Origin of the sequence: Pseudomonas sp. OVF7, assembly GCF_030644265.1 — a bacterium.
Lineage (GTDB): Bacteria > Pseudomonadota > Gammaproteobacteria > Pseudomonadales > Pseudomonadaceae > Aquipseudomonas > Aquipseudomonas gorinensis.
Genome location: NZ_CP128996.1, coordinates 4280165 through 4299839, shown reverse-complemented (window position 1 = coordinate 4299839; position 19675 = coordinate 4280165). Strand labels below are relative to the sequence as shown.

The 19675-nt window shown below is 53.9% G+C and carries 14 protein-coding genes and 3 pseudogenes; 7 read left to right on the top strand and 10 right to left on the bottom strand.

Annotated features, from left to right (window positions below; genetic code table 11):
* Positions 1–4: 4 nt before the first annotated feature.
* Together QU606_RS19475 and QU606_RS19470 are read left to right on the top strand one after the other, a co-directional pair.
* Positions 5–448: a TIR domain-containing protein gene (locus QU606_RS19475; protein WP_304997367.1), complete on the top strand. Its 444-nt coding sequence runs from the start codon at positions 5–7 to the stop codon at positions 446–448.
* A 51-nt stretch (positions 449–499) separates the two neighbouring features.
* Positions 500–1339, top strand: coding sequence for a hypothetical protein (locus tag QU606_RS19470; RefSeq protein WP_304997366.1), 840 nt, complete (start codon positions 500–502; stop codon positions 1337–1339).
* 394 nt (positions 1340–1733) lie between these two features.
* Here the strand turns inward: QU606_RS19470 and QU606_RS19465 are convergent, their stop codons facing one another.
* Positions 1734–2771, bottom strand: coding sequence for a DNA-binding protein (locus tag QU606_RS19465; RefSeq protein WP_304997365.1), 1038 nt, complete (start codon positions 2769–2771; stop codon positions 1734–1736).
* 178 nt (positions 2772–2949) lie between these two features.
* Here QU606_RS19465 and QU606_RS19460 point away from each other — a divergent pair, with 178 nt between their 5' ends.
* Both QU606_RS19460 and QU606_RS19455 read left to right on the top strand, forming a co-directional pair.
* Positions 2950–3900 (top strand): site-specific integrase, encoded by a 951-nt coding sequence (locus QU606_RS19460; RefSeq protein WP_304997364.1) that lies wholly within the window; start codon positions 2950–2952, stop codon positions 3898–3900.
* 34 nt (positions 3901–3934) lie between these two features.
* Positions 3935–4262, top strand: a pseudogene (locus QU606_RS19455) (LLM class flavin-dependent oxidoreductase); the annotation flags it as partial.
* Between the two features lie 161 nt (positions 4263–4423).
* Here the strand turns inward: QU606_RS19455 and QU606_RS19450 are convergent.
* The 3 genes and pseudogenes from QU606_RS19450 to QU606_RS19440 form a co-directional block, all read right to left on the bottom strand.
* Positions 4424–5041 carry a toll/interleukin-1 receptor domain-containing protein gene (locus QU606_RS19450; protein WP_145015884.1) on the bottom strand — a complete coding sequence of 206 codons (618 nt, stop codon included), beginning with the start codon at positions 5039–5041 and terminating at the stop codon, positions 4424–4426.
* Between the two features lie 50 nt (positions 5042–5091).
* Entirely contained in the window at positions 5092–5973 is an 882-nt protein-coding gene (locus QU606_RS19445; RefSeq protein WP_145015882.1) for a toll/interleukin-1 receptor domain-containing protein, read from the bottom strand.
* A 247-nt stretch (positions 5974–6220) separates the two neighbouring features.
* Positions 6221–6720 (bottom strand): annotated as a pseudogene (locus tag QU606_RS19440) (acetolactate synthase large subunit); the annotation flags it as partial.
* 217 nt (positions 6721–6937) lie between these two features.
* On the opposite strand from QU606_RS19440, the gene QU606_RS19435 reads away from it, so the two are divergent.
* The 3 genes and pseudogenes from QU606_RS19435 (at position 6938) to QU606_RS19425 (ending at position 9436) form a co-directional block, all read left to right on the top strand.
* A complete protein-coding gene (locus QU606_RS19435) occupies positions 6938–8692 on the top strand; it encodes a hypothetical protein (RefSeq protein WP_304997363.1) in 1755 nt (584 codons plus the stop codon).
* Positions 8693–8714: 22 nt separating this feature from the next.
* Positions 8715–9002 carry a LysR family transcriptional regulator gene (locus tag QU606_RS19430; RefSeq protein WP_304997362.1) on the top strand — a complete coding sequence of 96 codons (288 nt, stop codon included), beginning with the start codon at positions 8715–8717 and terminating at the stop codon, positions 9000–9002.
* Between the two features lie 76 nt (positions 9003–9078).
* A pseudogene (locus QU606_RS19425) lies at positions 9079–9436 on the top strand (histone-like nucleoid-structuring protein, MvaT/MvaU family).
* A gap of 487 nt (positions 9437–9923) precedes the next feature.
* Here QU606_RS19425 and QU606_RS19420 read toward each other — a convergent pair.
* The 6 genes from QU606_RS19420 to QU606_RS19395 all read right to left on the bottom strand — a co-directional run bounded on the left by QU606_RS19420 (position 9924) and on the right by QU606_RS19395 (position 19619).
* Positions 9924–12755, bottom strand: coding sequence for a DEAD/DEAH box helicase (locus QU606_RS19420; RefSeq protein ID WP_256676671.1), 2832 nt, complete (start codon positions 12753–12755; stop codon positions 9924–9926).
* A gap of 93 nt (positions 12756–12848) precedes the next feature.
* Positions 12849–15089 (bottom strand): hypothetical protein, encoded by a 2241-nt coding sequence (locus tag QU606_RS19415; RefSeq protein ID WP_304997361.1) that lies wholly within the window; start codon positions 15087–15089, stop codon positions 12849–12851.
* Between the two features lie 125 nt (positions 15090–15214).
* On the bottom strand, positions 15215–16072 hold the full coding sequence (locus tag QU606_RS19410) for a hypothetical protein (RefSeq protein WP_304997360.1): 858 nt from the start codon (positions 16070–16072) through the stop codon (positions 15215–15217).
* Positions 16073–16209: 137 nt separating this feature from the next.
* Positions 16210–16776, bottom strand: a complete 567-nt coding sequence (locus tag QU606_RS19405; RefSeq protein ID WP_186604889.1) for a hypothetical protein — start codon at positions 16774–16776, stop codon at positions 16210–16212.
* Between the two features lie 2 nt (positions 16777–16778).
* Complete coding sequence (locus QU606_RS19400) at positions 16779–17921, bottom strand: toll/interleukin-1 receptor domain-containing protein (protein WP_145015873.1); 1143 nt, start codon at positions 17919–17921, stop codon at positions 16779–16781.
* An 81-nt stretch (positions 17922–18002) separates the two neighbouring features.
* Positions 18003–19619, bottom strand: coding sequence for a CBASS cGAMP-activated phospholipase (locus tag QU606_RS19395; protein WP_304997359.1), 1617 nt, complete (start codon positions 19617–19619; stop codon positions 18003–18005).
* Positions 19620–19675: the final 56 nt, after the last annotated feature.

The following is a 19675-nucleotide window of genomic DNA, read 5'->3' as shown; positions in this document are numbered from 1 at the left end:
CGTCATGGCAAGAAAGGTATTTTTCAGCTTTCAGTACGAGGACGTGCATCGCGCGATGAACGTGCGTAACAGCAACGTCATCGCCTCGGATCAAAAGGTGGGTTTCATCGACAAGGCTGACTTTGAGGAGGTCGAACGTAAGGGTGAGGCCGCTATCAAGAAATGGATTGATGATCAGCTTCACGGCACGAGCGTTACTGTTGTTCTCGTCGGGGCAACCACGAACGAGAGCAAGTATGTGAAGTACGAGATCGATCAGAGCATCGCGCGTGGCAATGGCATCCTGACCATCGACATCAGCCAAATTTCCGATCTCAACGCGAAGACGACGACGTGCTGCAGCCTGCGTGTTCCTGGTAAAACTCATTACCTTTGGTACAAAGATAACGGGCGTGAAAATCTAGGCACGTGGGTCGAAACTGCTGCGAAGGCGGCAGGCAAGGCGTAACACCGGCGAGGCGCCGAATGGCGCCTCTGTTTTCAGAATAGGGATTCTCTGATGTACCTAGGTTTCGAAGTCGAACAGTACCAGCCGGTCAGCTATTTCCTTGATTTCTATGCGCACTTGTATCTTCGCGACGCTGAGAAGCGGATCGATGATCTCGCAGGTTTCATCGTGGGAACCTACAATCGCTCTAGCATTCTGGACGCTGAGGCGCTGGCTTCTACCATCTTCCCTGAAGCGCACTACGACGTTTTTCTCTCCCACTCGCACGCCGATCAGCGTAACGCTGTCGATCTAGCGCTGGCGCTTGAAAAGCACGGGCTGAAAGTCTTCGTAGACTCGACTGTCTGGGGCTTCTACGGTCAATTGGTGCGAAAAATCATCTCCCAGACACGTCCGTTGGATGAAGAAACAACGGAAGAACACGTCAGTCGCGTCCATGCGGATGTTCATATGATGCTGGCGGGAGCCCTTCACCGCACCATTGCACAAGCCGAAATGTTCGTGTTCGTCCGATCGGAAAAATCTGTTCCCTTGAGTTTCGGTGACAAGGCCAGAACCTTGTCTCCTTGGTTGTTCTCGGAGCTGCAATTCAGCTTCCAGGTTCAGCATGCCACTCCGAAACGAATTCGAGATAGGCTACAGGGCGCTACGTTGGACAACGTCAAAGGGTTCAACAACATGAGCCTTGAGAGCATGCAGCACCTTATGGCCTTCAGGGCGTTTAACGAGCACTTGCCTCCCGTTGCGGGCGATCGTCTGCACGGTTGGATCACTAGCCTGCCTACGAAAGTACAAGGTGAAGCTGCACTGGACTTGCTCTATAGCCAGTTCAACTTAGCGAGTGAATACCGGCGGCGACGTGAGTCTCTAGGTATTTTCGCTTCCTCATGAACAGCCCCGTATGGATGGCTCATAGTGATCCATTGCCGGATAATCGACCCCAGGCATAATCAGCACCGCCACCATGGTGCTGACCTCGCCGTTGGGGAGGTGAGCCGGGTGCTGCGCGGATCCGCAGCTCCGCTTGCAAGCGAGGTTGCTCAGCGCACACTTGATTACCTCTTCGAAACAGTTTGTGACCCACCTCAGATGGCCAGGATGTAATTAGCTGTTTATTAATCCCTGTGAGCGCGAGAGCTATGAAATCCTTTCTCGATCGAAATCCAAAAGAAAAGGCCGTAGAGGAGTCATTTGCAGCCCTGGCGCGCAATAGCTATGAGAGCGAGCGTCCGGATCCAGCAGACAACGTCTTCTCGGTCGCCGAGCGATTAAGGCGCCAGCAGAATCAAACCGAATCATCACCCTCTCTGCCCGACTCACCTTGAGGTCGCTCGGGACGTGTGGCCACGTTAGCCTGCTGACTGCGATAAGTCTCCAGTGCCTTATTAGCCTCAGACAATTCCTCGCCAAGTACCACAGCATTGGCTCGAAGCTCGGTGACCTCGGTTGACAGCATTTCGTTGCTACGTCTCACGGCCGTGAACTGCTCCTGGAGCATTTCCTTCGCACCCTCAGCCCTGGCTGTAGCCATATTCGCCAGCCCCAGATCCCCTTCCAGCTGCTTGATCGCATCTTGGCTTTGCAGCGCCAGCTTGCTTTGCTGACGCGCCTCGCCAAGAAGACGCTCATTGTCACGATTGAGACGAGTGAGCTCGTCTTGGCGAACCATCAGGGTCTGCTGGAGTTGCAGGGTCTCATGCTGCAATTGCTGTAGCTGGGTTTCATGACGGCGCTGATCCTGTTCGCGCTGCTCCTTGATCGCAGAGCGGTAATGCTCCATCGCATCACGGGCATGTGCGTGCTTTTCCTCCAGTGACCGTATCTGCTCATCCTTCTCTTGTATCCGCAGCTCCAGATCGGCGCAGCTTTGACTGATACGAGCGTTTCGTGTGATTTCCGCTTGGAGTGAAGACTGGGACGTTTTTAATTCTTCAGCCTGGGCCGCCAATGCCACGTCTCGGCTAGCTACGACCTGCCTGGTTTTCTTGAGCTCAGCTTCCAACTCGCTAACACGCTGATCTCTGGCTGCGATGCTCTGCTCATGAATCTGCCTCTCCTGCGCCAGGGCCACATTGCCCTCCTCCAGCACGCGTTTTAGGAGCTGGCTGACCATTGCAGATAGCTCGTCACTCAGACGGTCTGGATGAGACTGGGGGCGCACATCTGTGGACTCCAGCTCCTGCATATACCGCGAAATAGTGGTTTTCGACCCTGTATTGCCAAGTTCGACGCGCACTGCGTCGATGCTCGGATTTACCCCGCGGGCAAGCAGCGCAGCGCGCGCCTTCTGCACTAGAGCCTTGTTAATGCCGCCGCGGGCCATGGTCTCTCCTACGATTTCGTAATGTGTTACATAACACGTTTATACATGACATCGTAGCTCATTTTATGATCAACACCAACCTAAAATCCAAGAGTAAATAATGGAGAGTTATGTGTTCTTATGGGATGAAATAGCTCAGAATCGTGCCTAGGCGGGGTGCGAATGGCAGGTATGACAGATGGACAAGGCTCAGCGGTACCTGACGGCGTGTACGCGGGATAACACCCGCAAAAGCTATAGAGCAGCAGTAGAACACTATGAATCAACGTGGGGCGGCTTTCTGCCGGCAACATCCGAGGGGATCGTTCGTTATCTGGCGGAGTATGCAGAGACGCTCGCGCTCAGCACGTTGAGGCAGCGACTTGCCGCCCTGGCTCAATGGCACATCACACAAGGCTTCCCCGACCCGACCAAGTCGCCTCAGGTTCGGCAGATGCTCAAAGGTATTCGCGTCGTTCATCCTGCGCAGCAGAAGCAGGCCGCTCCCCTGCAACTGCGCCATCTGCAGAAAGCGGTTAACTGGCTGGATAAGCAAGCCGGCCTGGCAGTTGAGGCAGGTGATTACCGCAGCCTGATGCGGCACCGTCGCGATACCGCATTACTGCTTATTGGCTTTTGGCGGGGCTTTCGTAGCGATGAGCTGGCAAGGCTGCGAGTCGAGACGACCCAGGCAGAAGCCGGCGTGGGGATCACGTTCTACTTGCCATATTCCAAGACCGATCGCGCACATCATGGCAGCACCTTCCATACGCCGGCGCTGAACCAGCTCTGCCCAGTTGAGGCTTATATCAACTGGATCACCGTTGCAGGCATTGCGGATGGGCCTGTGTTCCGCAAGCTTGATCGCTGGGGAAACCTTTCTGATACAGGCTTCAGGGCCAGTAGCATGATTCCTCTGCTGCGACGAATTCTGGAAGCTGCGGGCATCCCTGCCTCGACCTACAGCAGCCACTCGATGCGCAGGGGTTTTGCAACCTGGGCATCCGCGAACGGCTGGGACATCAAAGGCCTGATGAGCTATGTAGGATGGCGGGATATGAAATCTGCGTTGAGGTATGTGGACGCCAGTAACTCGTTCGGCAGCTTGGCAGCACAACCCCAAACGATCGATACCCTTGAAAAAACGTAAGCGGTTGCGCTGAACACATTCAAGAGGTAAGCCCATGCTCGACTATACAAATTTCGCGGCTACGCCGGCAGCTAGCGTATTCGACAAGGTATTCAAGCCAGGTGAGCTGACCTTTGGCTTGCTTACCCCCCCCCTTGAAGGCTATCCACGCAGCGACACCCCGACGATGCGAAACCTCACTGCGCTGGCCACACTGGCTGATGAGCTCGGTTTGCGGCGCTTTGGCTCAGAGATGTACCCTTCCGGGATCCTGCGTTCGGCGATGTGGGCCAGATCTATGATCCTGTGTCTGTGCCGGCTGGCTTGCCGCGGCGATGCGATACATTGCGATCAGTACCGCAGGTATCGTGCTCCCTCTGCGCGATGGCTTTTCGCATGTCGCCTTAAACATGCGGGTGTCGAGCCGGCCTGTGAAAGAAACCATGGAGGAGCTCGGCGAGTTTGTGCTTCCGCTGTTTACCTGGTTGCCAGCTAGAGGCTGCTGATTGCAGCCTCTAGCGAGTTCGACTGCCCACCAGCTCCCTCAGAAAATCTTGGGCCCTCCAAAGGGAAAGTTAGGCAAGTCTGGCAATTCAGGTGAAAACGGAAATCCAACGTCTAAAGGTGAGCCGTAAGGACGGCGAATTCCGCGACCTAAGGCAGGCCTCGTGTTGCTCTGTATGACCATCTCTTTTGTGACAACTGGATAAAGTCCCAGGTACTCCTGGCCTTCAAAGGGGGAGTCCGATTCGTCAATTACTGGTAGAACAGATACACTGCCATTCTTGTAACCATCGAAGTATCCGAGTTCCCATGGCATCCACTTGGATTTAGGAGCGTTCTCAGTGGCGAGGTAGAGAAGGCTTTCACACTGCCGCATGCGGTGGCGCAGGACTTCGGCGGTGTCGGCCGTAACGCGATTGCGATCCAGAGCCTGGTCATCAATCCAGTCAACATAGACCTTCTTGCCTTCCTCCTCCAGCAGAATTTTGATCCCAAGGACAAGCTCCGCATCCACCATAGCGTGGGAGAGGAAGATGTCGAATCGTTCCGTTACCTTGTAGTTCTTCTGGGCATTCTTAATTGCATCAATGGCACTACGGCCGCCACGTAGAGCCTGCTGTCCGACCTTCCGTGCTTCTGCTTGTGTGAAATACGACATTTCGATCTCCGTAGTGACTCGAGCGGCGTTCACCCAGCCTATGGCAAGATTTACTGTTCACGGCTAGCTTGCTCTTCCTCTTTCATCCTGTATTTTAAGTCATTAAACCTCTCTTCCAAGGCTAACGTATCGTACAGGGCATTCAGTGTCGTCTCGGCACGTGTCAATTCTTCAACTTGGACGTCACGCTGATCATACCAATTTTGGAGTTCAGCTCCTGTGACTTTAGGTAGATGGCGATTGAACGCTTTATATGCGAGCAGAACATCCTTTTTTGCCGACGCGCTTGATTTTATGAGATGCTCAAGGCCGTTTACTGACTCAGCTGAAAGAGTGAAGCGTCGCTCTGGCGTGGTATATCTCACGCGGGAGCTAAATTCCAGTTCAGAGTAAATCCACGGAGAAAACGTTCTATCATAGCTCTCATAGTCCTCAAGGGGGATTGACTGTTCGGTGTCCAAAAAAATAAAGAGCTCAGATCGAGCGATCATTTTATGAAGAGCACCGTTCAGCATCATATGCACCCCCGCCGCCATGTCTGTTGCCTTACGATAACTATAAACCGTTCGCTTTCCATCAACCACAGGTTCGGCATAGTGTTGATTGAGGTCATCAAGTAGTTCGTGAAAATGCCTCCAGACGCAAGAGTCAACAAATACCTTTAAACCCTTGTTTTGCAGTGACACTGCCAACTCTATCGCCTTATCCTCATCACCATGAGAATGAGACAAGAATACATCAGCATCCTGATCAGGAAAAATGTGCTCAGCTATTGCCTGAGCATCAATGACGTCCTTATTTTTAAATACACCAATCAGGTATTCGGATAGTCCATCGTAACGCCCCTTCGCTTGCCGGCGAAAATTCTCAATTTCAAATTGATACGGCTCGGTCAGACGTTCATAACTATTTAACTCAAAACCTACGTACATCGAATCATCCTTAATCGAATTTCATAGCGCCAAGCGGCGGCGCTGCATCACGGAGGGCTACCGCTATGCGTCTGGGTCAGTGGCAGTTGGACGAGCCAGCGATAGAGGTGGGGATTATACTCAAATTCAACCAAGAAGTAGCACTTGGCCAGCCTCCGAATCGATCGAAGAGCAGAGCTTGTGATCTCAACGCAAAAAAGGAAGCAACCCCGAGGCCGCTTCCTTTTTTGATCAAGCGGGGTTACTGGCCTAGCGAGATGACTACCTTTCGGATGTGGGCTACCAGCCGCTGTGGGTAGACAGGGTAGCAATCATCGTCCGCACCTTCGACAATCTGGGCTTCGTTGGCCTCACGAATGGTCATCAAGCGGGTGAAGTCCCAATGGGATGTATCGTCCAGCGCTTCGCTGATTTGCCATACCGCGTTGGCGATGTCGCCCACCACCTCAATCTGGGGAAAGTACACGGCATCGACTTCGGCAGAGCGAAAGCTGACATGAACGACCTCAGTACCGCCGCGCATCATGGAGAACGGTGGCTTCTCGATCACGTCGTGGCCGATGTTGACGATTAAATCCCCGGCCTCCACCGCGCGGTGAACGAAGTCGCCTGCAGACAGTGCGGCATTACCCAAGAAGCGAGTGTGAAGCTCGTCCACTACGACTTACCCATCTGAGTGGTCACGCACGGGATGTCAGTCTTGTCGATCAGTTGCCTCAATACCTTGGCAGTCATCTTGCGGTTGCTCTGGAAGTCCTGTCCGCCCGCTCGCCCGCGTTAATACGTAGGAGGCCAGAGGTACGGATGCATGTATTGCATTCTTCCAAAGCGCACCGCTCGAATAAATGCGCGTAACCGGACAGGACTGGTATTCAGATCGAAACAAAGCCCAACACGCGAGGCCAGGGTATGATCAGCGTGAGCCGGGGCTGACTGCCCCTCATAGGATTGCTAGGAGCTTTCGATGCTGCAGATCAACACCGGTAAGCTGTTTTCGATGGGCATTGGAAGAACCAACCAGCTACGCGGTGTGCTCTACACAAATTTGAAGCTTCCTTGGCGTGACGACATCGTCACTAAAGCTGGGACGCTGCGCAGCACCGACGGTAGGAAGGGAAGCCAAGCCTTGGTGTATGAGCTGCTGGAGAATATGGAGCAGGCCGGTGAAGCTTCGGGAATACTGGTTTCCCACAACGTCCAGCCCTACATACAAGACTTTTCAGCCGTGGCCTCGTTCGCGCTCAATGCGATCGTCACGCCCGATCCAGAGCTCACTGCTCAACTGACTAATGGAGAGCCTGGGCTTAGCTCATATCATCCACCTTCACAGTTCATTCGACGCTGCTTTGACCCTGAGCTCTATATCACGGACTTAGACGCGCAGGAGCTGGTCGACTTTTGTGAACAGCTGGTGGGCGTTGAACGCCGGGTCTACCTAGGCGCGATGAGAGCAATCAAGACCTATGTGGCCGGCATCCATCGGATCCGAGACGATCTAGGCCTTGCTTACACCTTGATGGTCTCAGCCATAGAATCCCTCGCACAGGATTTTGATGGCTACAGCTCGACATGGGAGGACGTGGACGTGCGCAAACGCGTCCCCATTGACGAAGCGCTTGAATGCGTTGAATCGGAGGTGGGACTGGAGGTCAGGGCTGCAATATTGACGACGGAACATCTTGCTCTCGGCCGCCGGTATCGAGAGTTCGTCTTGAACCATGTTGACGAAAGCTATTACAGAACGGGTGACGCATTGGTAGGTTATGCTATTGCTCAATGCGACCTTGTGGAGGCTTTGCGGCAGGCTTACTTTTTGCGATCAAAGTACGTCCACCAGGTGCTTGAACTGCCCGACGAACTCACACTCCCTCATGGCCATGCAGAGGTCAGTTATGTTGACCGGCAGCCCACTCTGACCTTCCAAGGTCTAGCCCGTCTGACCCGCCATGTCATCAGATCCTTCATTAATCAAAGCACCAAGCTTGATCGGGAAATCTATGACTACCGCCTGGAGCGAGCTGGTGTAGTTGTGATGCCGCTGGCACCAGAGTACTGGGTTGCAAATCCTTTAGGATCTGCCAGTGAGTCGCGTAAACGCCTTGAGGGATTCATTGTGCAGTTAGCCGCCATCGAAACACGTAGTGAAGGAGCCCAGCTTACCGACCTACGTCCAGTGCTGCTGGAGATCGAACGCCTCATACCGCAAGCCTCGAAGAACGATCTCCCAGCGATGGCAGCCCTGCATATTCTATTCAACATTAACGTTCCCGAAGAATGCCGCACTCCCAACTACGAGGCGGTACACCAGACGATGCAGAAGTACTTGGAAACGCCGTCAGGTGAGGCGCTTGTGCTGCTCTCTTACGCTATCGACCCTGCCGAACATTGGGATCTTCAGGTTCACCACCAAGCCCACGACGACTTCTTCAAAAAAAGATCGAAGCCAAGTGGTCTGCGAGTGCCAAGACTTTTCGAGGCAGCCATCAGTCTCACTCTCGCCGAGCGCTATCGAAAATTGGCTAACGTCGAGCAAAGCCGCGCACTACTTAGCTCTGCAGTCAGCAACTTTCCTGGTCATGCAGGCCTGCTTACCATCGAGAAGTTATTCACGGGTGACGAAACATTGGATTGGCGAAAAATCTTAAGGCCTCAATCTGTCGATGCTCCACCTAGCGGTGACCAAGCGAGCTCGCCAGATACAGAAACTGCTCAAGGTTAGGAAAATAGATCGTCTAACCAGCATGCTGACGTTCGTTAAAACGGTCGAACTCGAATCCTTCATTGCCGCAGCCGCGCCGCTCGGCTGTACCCCTCAGGCGGTAGCTAAGCTCGTGCGCGAGCTTGAGGCGCATCTGGGCAATTGTCTGCTGGAGCGTACCACCCGCAGTCAAAGGCTAACGCCTGCCGGCCGTGCCTTCCTACCTCATGCGAAATCAATTCTTGAGCAGGTTCAACTGGCTGAGGCACTGGTCGATAAGTACCGACAAGAGTCGATTGGTGATGAGATTAGCTGTCAGTGTAAGCGCTGAGCCCCCCTGTTCTTCAGAGTCGAAGGAAATCTAGGTCATCCTTATGTACACTGCTTTTTTCTTGTTGAGGTGAAACATGTCCCCTCTCGCAGAATTTAGAAACCTCGAACAACAATTGGCCCAGCAGCTCGCCGAGCTGGAAAGCATTAAGAATGACGACGGCCTCAAAAGAGATTGAGTTTGAGACCAAACTCCGCAATTTGCTCGGCGAGTACGGCTACGGCCTGCGCAATGTGATTGACCTGCTGGATCCGCCTGCTTCACGCCGCTCTGCCCCAGTTGTGGAGAAAGCTACACGTAAGCCTCGCCAGCTCAAAGTCTGCAAAAAAAACCACACCGGCGAGCGGGTAGAAACCAAGGGCGGGAACCACAAGACACTGAAGGAATGGAAATCGGATTACGGCGCAGAGACCGTTGAGTCCTGGGTGTCCTGATTTCTATCACTGCGAGCTTCTCTGGCTGCAGCTCGGAGGGCAGCATGGTCTGCTCCCCTTCAAACTGATGCTACGCCCAGCGTCAACCTCTGCCCTCAGCGCCCTGCTTGGCTCTATCCAAAATCTGCTTTCTTAACAGACCTGCTGCCTTGCTCTGCAAGGCCACCCATTTCACCTGCACGAATGGTTCAGTAACGAACCGCCTTAGCGATGCGACCATCACATTCCAGGGACTTCTCTTCCACTTAATTTTCACGGTGCGCGAGTGAACCTAAAGTCATCCCTACGTGTGATAGACCTTGCCCGCCTAGCAGCGGGCTTTCTTTTGCCCTCAAACTCTTGCTGGCCAAGGTGTTAACAGACTGCACTTCCCAGGTCAATCGGCCGAGGTTTCATGTGAGCGAGTAGCGACTGGAATTGGCGTGCCGGCACCTTGAAACCGCCGGCACCCAGTTCGTAGGATTGCGCGGGACATGGGCTCCTGCATTCAGCGGGGAAACGTCCAGGCCGCTCCTGCCCAATCGAGGTTTTCAGGTATCAGGAACTGATTGCTTAGCTCGGCCAGCCGTTTGTTGGCCACCTCATCGGCTGCATTAAAAAGAGCTTTCGATAAGGGTGCTGATGTCGTTTGTGCACTGAAACGCGCGGGCGTCATCAGCCAATTACTGGCCTCTGGAGAGTTGACCTTGATTTCCCCCTGCCCGGCCAAAATAGTTACAAACTCCTGGCGCACACGATTTCCCTGCGGGCCTTGCCAGCGAAGCATCGCTCCTAGCAATGCGCCATCTTCCCTCCCTAGGCTTGGTGAGCAAACAGATCCTGCCAGGCCGTCAAAGTCATACAAACATGCTTTGGCAAGCAGGTACTGCATCAATTGCGAGGTCAAATCCAACATCTGGATCTCTGGGCGACGAGCAGCGAGCTCCCTGTCAACGGTGACATCCATACGCGACGAAGTTTTTCTGCTGCGTCCCAGCTCTTGCATGACCAGGTCAGGCAAGCGAATTCGCAAGAGCCGCGGCTCGTTGCTAGGAACAGAAATTTCAACACCGAGCTGGCCGAACATGCCTGTGACGAAGCTTTGGAGATGATCGATGGTAATTGCCACTTGATCCCCCAATTCGTTGATGTCATTTGTCGCGGCGTGGGCGAAGATTTCCCTCTGCTTCTCAGCAGCCCGCTTGGCCTCCTCCAGGGCAGCGTCAATGCGTTCGCTGGTACGCTCGATACCTAGCTTCGTTGCTTGCTGAAGGATGTCATCCACATCGATTAGATCCACCAATTCGCCGAGTATTTCGTCCTTCAGACCTTCGTTGAATTCATGATGCTGAACCTCGGCCAAGTCATCAACAACGCTATCGATCCGCTGGTACATCAGGTCAACGATCTCCTGATCAAGGCTATCGGACTGCTGGATGTTGAACACAACGACCTTCATCTTCTGCCCGTAGCGATACAACCTACCAATCCGCTGGACAAGGCGCATGGGGTTCCAGGGCAGGTCATAGTTCACCATCATGTGGCACTGTCTCTGTAGGTTGATACCCTCACCACCCGCCTCGGTGGAAATAAGGAACCGACCCTGCGTCTCAAATTGAGCGATCGCTTCTCGACGCTCCACGTGCTGCATGGAGCCATTGATGAGCGCGACTTTGTCCCCACCAAACCGGGCCGCCAGTGCATCCCTGAGATAGCGCTGTGTGGTTCGATACTCGGTGAAGATCAACACCTTCTCTTCAAGGTTCTTCGCATTGATTGCCCCGATGACCTTGTCGAGAAACTCCGTGAGTTTCAAATCATTCGCCATGAGCAGCGCAGCGTCATCGATGAGCTGCTTGAGGAGCTGAATCTCCCCTGCGAAGAACTCTTCTGCCTCACCACTGACCTGCTCTTCCCACTCACCTATATAGCGCTGATCAGCCGGTGCACTGGATATTCTGTCTTCACCAAAGTTGTCCAGCAATCGCTGAAGTCGATTCCGAAGAGCCTGGTGGATCGCAGCTGCACTAGACACGGCGAGTTTGCGGTACACCGTCATCACAAAGCCAATAGCGTTCCCCGTCTGACCTAAAGCCTCGCCTGCGGCATACCCTTTGCGCAGGTAGTGCTGCAGGGTATGGTCGAAGTCAATCGATTCCTGGCTGCTGGATACCTGCAGCGCAGAGGTAATTTTTCCTTCAAAAATGAAGCGCCCCTCAGCATCGGTAACGTCTGCCTTGTGATTGCGGTAAACCATGTCACGCAGAATTTCGGGCTTGAGTCTGAGCATTTGAAGCTCTTCTCGCCGTTCCGGACGCAGCAACTCAAGCAACGCTACGAACTTGTCCTGCATACCCTGGTGAGGAGTCGCACTGAGAAGCAGCATGTGCTCTGTGCGACTCCGAAGCGCTTTGGCGAGATCGTAGCGCTCAGAACTTTCGTACTTCAGGCCGTACTGGCGACGACTGAGACGGTGACCTTCATCGAAGATGACCAAATCCCAAGGCTCTGCTTGGAGCAGACTTTCGAGGTGATCAGGCTGCTTGAGGCGATCCAACGACCCAATTACGCAGTCGTGCATCTTCCACTGGCGCGGCTCGTTGACGAAGAAATCCTCATGATAGATTTCAAAGTCTTCGAGCTTGAATTTGTAGTACAGCTCATCTTGCCATTGTTTGGTTAACCCCGCGGGCGTGATCAGGAGAATGCGCTTCACACGCTTTCGCTGGATCAGCGCGTGGAGCAACATGCCCGTTTCAATCGTTTTGCCCAGACCAACATCATCGGCGATCAACCAACTCAGATTGTTCGACGCGAGGATGTGATGCACCAAGTTGATTTGATGCGGCAGCGGGTCAATTTCCAGGTGAGACAGGGATCCCGTATTCTCATTCCATACTTTGATGGCGTGAGCGAGCAACCGCAGTCGCACACGCTCAGCGTCAGGCTCGCCCCCCATCTGAGCGGTCACAAACCGATGCCTGACGCCCTTAACCTGACGTAGGTATTGGTACGGCAACCAGTGTCGCTCTCCCTTTTCAGGGAAATCCACGAGCGCCTGCTCGCTCCCAGCTAAGTCTCTGAGCTGCATGATCGCGCCTAGGCCTAGCGAGCGAACACCTGTCCCGGGCATCGCGTCCAGAACGTCTTGGCCATTCACAAATCCCGATTTCAGGGCATCAGAATCAACGATGCTCGCACTACCCGCTCGAATCCAGTGAACTTGAGTCTTTCCAGTCTCAGGGATTGCCATCTTGACGACACCAATCTCCTCTTGGCCACCGGGGCTTAAGCGCTTAACCCAACAACCCTGTACGTGAGTAAGTTTAAGCGGCTTCATGCGGTACTCCCTGTGAGTCCAATTTACGAGTGGTCGGGCAGGACAAGCCTGTATCGTCTGTTTGCGTAGCGCAGCTGACCATTGCTGTCTTGGTCATCCGCGATTGTCTTCCCCGGCCAGCTCCGAGGTAGGAGTGTCTACCTGGGCATCGGAGCGAACCTCGCCGCCATTCAGTTCAGCTGGCTGATCGTTTTGCTGTTTAGTCGACGCGACGTCTTCACCTTCTTCCGTACCACCGGGGAGATCGCTGAAATAGCAGCTCGGTTCTTGCGGGTCTTTGATCTGCGGTACGCCATATGCCTGAAGTTCCCGAAGACTTGCTGTCTCAAGATCATTCGGAATACCAAGGTCGCTGTACTCTTCTCCAGGGCGCTGATAGGGCGAGTCAAAATCGCCCATCTGACGTGCGGGAAGGGCACCGTCGATATCACCAAACCGGTACCACAGGTACCTCGCGAAGGCTTTGAATACACGCCTCAGCGTGGCGTTTTCGTACCAATACTCAAAAAGCTGCTCCAAGAGCACATCGATCTCCTCCACCTGCGGTATCGACTCAAATGAACGGACAATCATCAGCGCCGTGCGCCAAGACAACGCATGGTAGGACAGGCGGGTGCTGCCAGTACTGTCGAATGCGATCCAATACAAATCATTGTCAGCCCAGATGACCTTGATGTGCGCAGCGAGCACGAGCTCCTCAGGAGTCAGCCCTTCATCGATCGCTCGTTCCAATGCCACCCGGGTCGCGCCCCATCCGCTCATGATGTAAATCTGTTGAATCAGGGGAAGCGTTCCATGCGGCCAATCGTACCTGTACACAAGTTCTACGGCCTTTTGCTTCGCACGCTCCTCACGCGTTATCCGATTCTCTGAATTGCCCCCAACGGGCTCGACCTGATACTTGTCATTGTCGAATACAGTGTCTGGATCGAATGCATAGAAAGCGAACTCGTCATCAGCGTCCTTCAGGTACTCACTGTCCCTTTGGGATTTGTCTTCACGCGCTCTCGTGGTGCCGTACAGTTCTAGCTCAGCCAATTCCGCTGCGAGGTTTGGGTCGAAGTCGGCATCCTCCGAGTACGGTATGTCCCCCATACCTATAGAGCCATCATCTTCAATCTGGTCGAGGTAGAACGCATCAACGTCGCGGGAATCAGACAACGCACCAGGCACCGGTTCGTCGGCCAGGAAACGGCTCAATATCTTTGCGGAGACGTCTACCTCGACCTCCGGGGCTGGCTCCGCAGAGAGATCTATATGTGCTTTTTGGGTGCTGTCGACTGATGAAGTCGACCACGGGGAAGGATCCGGCGTGCCGAGAGTGTGAGCTTGTTTACTGCCATCCACCCGGATGCCCGCGTTGTGGGTTTGTGTACTGGCATCGCTTTTAGGCGAGTTAACCCGCGCTGGATTTAAGCTGAGCCGTCGCTTGGGCTCCTTCGTGCCAGTTGCTCGATGCAGCTGTTGTGCGTTGTCGGCACCATCTACTTCACGGCCATTTGGTCGAATGGCCGAGTCCACCCGGACGCTCGCGCTGTGGGTCTGTGTACTAGCATCGCGATTAAGCGAGTTAACCCCCGCTGGGTTTAAGCTAAGCCGGCGTTTGGGCTCCTTCGTGCAATTCGCTCGATGCGGCTGTTCCCCGCTGCCGGCGCCATCCGCATCACGATCATTCGGTCTAGCGGTCGGCTCCACCCGGACACTAGCGCTGTCAGTCTGAAAATGCCGAAACTCAAAGGTCTCGTCTTCCAGAGGAGCGAATTGGCGCGCATTCTCTTGGATGAAATCCAAATCGGCTGCGCTTGGGTTGTGATGGTCTAGGCTCATAGTGCGATCAAGGACGAACGCACCTTGTTGACGCCGAATTGCATCAGCTGATTGTATGGCCCTAGCCCCTTCTACGGGACGATGCTGGAGTGTGTAGACCCGCCCCAACAGGGTCAAATAATCCGGGTCTTGCCCCTCTTCCAGCGCAGTCAGAAGCAAGCGCTCCGCAGCTTGCAGGTCAGCAGCGGCGACAAGAGTGGTGAGCTCTCTCAAAAGCGAGCCCTTGTTCTTGCCTGGTCGCATTGGTACCGCCTGGCTAACCTGCCGCTCGTTGCGCAGCTTCCGGAGGCGCTCCTGAAGCCGATTGATTACGCCTTGTCGCCCAGAGATTTCCCTGATCACTGACTTTAAGGCCGTATCGTCAGACAATTGAAGATGTGCGGCGAGCCCTACTAGCTCACTGTCTCTAACGAACCCTTCGAATAGCGACTGGATTGCAGCTTCGCGAGAACCTTGCTCAGAAGCCATGTAGTCCCGGAGGTCGTTTACCAGTTGATCGCAATCCATTGCTCAATTCCCACTCTATCGCAGCAGAAAACTGGGATGCACGGCTCACTTTAGCCGATCTTAGCAGATCAGTTTAAGCGAATAATACCATAAGGATCCAGCTACCCCTCACGCTCGCCTCAAGGCTAATCTATTAATGCAGAGTCAACTGCCCTTTCGGAAAACGCTTCCTCAAGCTCGTATTGGTAATAGAGTGAGTCAAGATAAAAACTTCCTCGATAACGCGTATGCCGGAAGTGCGTCCTTAACTCTTCACCTGTGATCGTGGGAAGATGATCGGAGTCTGCGTCGAATCCAAAGACAGCGGATCTCGCAAGATGAAATACACTCTGCATGCAATCTTCAGCAACACGAAACTTACTGGGCTTCGGCAACCGTTTTCTAGAGGGCTTTCTACTACGCACCCGCGCACTGAAAGACAGTTCCGAATAGATCCAAGGAGACAGTGTTAGCATCCTGCCATTCTCCTGCCCTTGCTGCCTTATCGGAACAGATTGCTTCGTATTAAAAAACACGAAGCACTCGGTATCATCGATCATTCTATTAAGCTCAGTCGTCAGCAGCATATGCACAGCTGCTGACGCCAAATCACACTTTCTGTGCGAGAAATATTTCTGATCGCCAACGACTTCGGAGTCAGAGTATTTCTCATTCACAACGTCTAAAACAGCGTCCACAGATCCCCACACGCATGAGTCAATGAAGACCTTGACGTCTCGCCTTTCCATCGCGATAGCGAACTTTATCGCGTTGTCTTCATCCCTATGGGAATGAGAGAGAAAAATGTGAGCCTGCTTCGCTGGAAATAGTATGTCCGCGAGTCCCTTGGCATCGAGAACATCATGGCCTTGTAGTCGAGTCACTACGAATTCTGCCAGATCCTGGATATTGAGGTTGCGTGCGCGCGCTTTGTATTCATCTACCTCCTTCTGCGACACGTACTCCAGTGGCTTGTAGTCTTCAAGTTCAAATCCGAGGTACATGATATTCCTTGACCAATTTTAGCTATTCCAGATGACAAATGGGCGTAGATACCGGCCACTGCCATTTTCCATAGGCATATCGATTACACGCCTTGAGCCAGTCGCAATTTTCGTAGGTCAACTCTCCCCCGTTTCGATTAAACTGGCAAATAACGATTGAAGAGTGTGGCAAAATCTATGTCATCTAGCTCCGGCCCATCAAAGTAACCTTTGTCGCGAGCAAGATTGAGCGCTGCACCGCCTGGAGCAGCAACTGGGAGAACGAAAGCCTCAGGATTGAACCGCTTAAAGATCTCGTATTCGACCTCAACACCATCCATACCACCAATGAATACAGCACCAATCAAATCCTCACGAGAGAGCATTTCCTCCCGCATCAATTGCAAGCTAGCTTGAATATCGCCGGGGACAGGATCGGTATAAACGACGTTATCAAACCGCTGGTTCTCTTCCGGATAGCGGCCTTCGAAAAAGCGGCTTTGATACAAAACAACAGACTCTGTGTATTCAACCCCTAAGTCTTCGCAGATACTCCAAATCATCGGGGTAATGGCAGGATGGCCACCCCAGACAATCTTGTGCTTGCGAACGGTAGCAATGGCCATCTCACGAACGGCGCACTGGATCAGGAATGGATCAGCGGTCTCGTAATACTGCCCCCTTCCGACTACAGGGATACTGGCTGAAAGGAAAATCGCACCCATTTCTATGCACTCCAGTCTGCAAATTGCCAGGCCGCTTCAGTGGCCTTAACCCAGCGTGTCGCTCGGATGTGCTGCCCGAGCCAATCCAGGTGAGTCATCCACTGGGGATGCAACCCTACATGGTCATAGAGTATGGCCACGGATTCGTCAGGTGAGTTCATTGAAGCTTCGTGCATAGTCGTCGAAGTCGGCACTCCGACTGTTGGATAAACCACAACCATTCGGTCATCAGGCAGACGTACCCGGATCCCGCGGCCGGTGCCCATGCCAATCACCTCGCCCCCAATGAGCTCGATGCCGTTCCGCAGATTGCTCACGAGGTTAACGGTTCGCACCGCATGACTTTTGCTGCGTACCTCTTCGAGCTGAAGACAGATACGGTCAATGGCCTGATCACTAATCCGCCCAGAAGCGGCATCCAACTCACTCGCATCAAGCTCAGCCAAGCTTGCGGTGCCAAGACGTGTAGAGCGCTGGGCTTCAGGCCACCCTACACGAAGAACGCTAATACCCTTGGCAAGCGCCCTTCCGAATTCGGCAGCCGTCCATCGACTGTTGAAGTAATCCGGCGTGTCGAGCATTAAGAGCACGTCAGAGTCGCAAAGCCGATGCCATAGCATGGTCTGGAAATCTTCAGCCGGCGCGATGCTATGGGTATCGAGGAAAACATCGAAATGCCTGGCAGACAATGCGTCGAACATCTGCAGGGCAGCCTGCCGAGCCTCGTCGCGCCGATAGCTGACAAAGACTCGACGTTGCTTCGGAAGCAGACCTGCGCACTCCAAAAGCGCGGCAGCTACCCGCTTCGCCCCACCATTGCGGTACGCTAAGCAATTCAATGGCCGTAGGATTTCCGGGATTTCCGTCGCGACTCGACCAAGATCGGACACGACGGGGACAACAGGCACGCCGCCACGCAGTAGGCTTGGCAGGCTGGGATGATCAGCGCCCACACCACCGAAAAATACGACTGCGGCCGATCGTTGCTGATGAGGAATGAAAGCAGCAGGAGCTACTTCCCAGCCAACTTCATGGCCCAACCCCAAGCCAAACATTGAAACCGCATCGGCTACGGCGGCTTCAAGCTCAGAGAGTTGCTCGGCCGATGGCGCTCCCAAAACAGCAAGCTGATAGATGAATGACATGACCGCCTCGCAATCAGGGTCGATTAAACGTCAGTAACCAAACGGGCGTCGGGAGACTATCTCCCAAGCGCCCATGCCGTTTTAAAACAGCTCCCACGGATCAACATGCTGGCCGTCAAAGAATCTGGAGCGCACCTCTGCAAAATGATCTTTACCAGCCTCATTGCCGCGTCGCGCCATCTCCTGGATAGCCTCGGCGTCATCCATCTTGATTTCGTCAGGCGTCTGTTGGTTAACGCGCACGTGACGTGTTGGGCCCAGGAAGCTCTCCGCAAGTACCAGAGCACCATGCTCCTGGGCGGCGAAAAAGAGATCAACGCTGTGAGGTGCCCAACCTGCCATGCCCTTTCCGAGTTGCTCGGTAAAATCGCTTTCACTGCTGAGTGTGCCAATGCTAAGCACATCGATCCTGTCCAGAGGGATCTTCAGGTAACGAACTGCTTCTGCCAGCGCCGGGAGGATGGGGTTATTTGCCCATACGCCACCATCGAGGAACGTCTCCAACGCGACAGGCCCATTGAAGGTAACTTCGTCAAAATAGGTAGGGGCAGCGGAGGACGCCAGTGCAGCGTCAACGGCTGAGATATCTCGGTAAGCGGTGCGATCTGGGCTATGCGGGGTGACGATCGCCTCTGCCTGACCTTGCTTGGCCCTGACAGTCGGAATCACTAAACGGCAGCGGGAATCTGCAGCCAGCGTTTTGTCCCCGTACACCTCCGTCAGCAGACTGCGTAGGGTGGCCGAGTCATGCTTGGACTTGAGCCAGTGCCGAAGCTTCCGATCCTTCGGAAAAATCTGAGGGCCCTTTTTTTCATAAAACTCTAGTATTTGACGTGGCTTCAAACCCATGGCGAGCCCTATTGCCAAGATCGCGCCCGTGGATGTGCCAGCCACCAGATCGAAGTGCGAGATCAGATCGTTCCCGCCACCTGCCTTCAGCATGTCGTCCCACTTGGCCAAGACTGCCGCTGTGAAGGTACCTCTGAGCCCTCCTCCGTCCAGGGCCAAGATACGGAAGTTGCGACCCCGCGAAATATTTCGCCGGTTCAGTGGCAGGTTTTTCAGCTGTTCGACAATCAGATCCACGACCTGGTCTTCGGACGTGCTTTCGGCAATGACCTTATTGGCATCCTCAGACAAGCCGTTGCGCAGGCGAGATAACAACGAAGGGTCTTCTTTGAGGTAGCCTGCGATTGCCCCGCCGAAGCCAGCCACAACAAAGCCAGGCTTACCGAGCTCAAGCATTGCATCAAGCTCATTGGGAACGCCCGCTTTTGCTTTGTTGACGTCCCACCAAGCGCCCCCCACGCAGACAACGACGTCAGAACGATCCGCCATCCAATCACGCATCGGGGTCAGACCGTCTGCTGCGATGCCATTGCTATTATCTGCTGGTACGATTTCAACAGAAGCAAATGCTCTCTGCGCTTCAATTTCAGCGGTGTACTGGTCGGTCGAGAAGCTTTTCGCTCGAACAAGCGTGAGCGCACCTTTGCTACCGCCTGCCTCGATGAAGTCTTCTGCTGCCTTCTGCAGGGGCGCAGTGAATGAGGGATGACTTCCATGGACAATGGAGCCTCCTTCGCTGAAGACCTTTGCTGCGAGCTTCTGTACGAAAGCAGCGATCTCTGGTTTCGATTCTTTATTTGATCCGGACAGGTGGATCCTGACGCCGGCCAGGCGCTGTGTAACTGCCATGTGCAATACCTGAGTGATCTGAAATGTCGATTGCTGTAAGCCACCGCGCCAAGAAC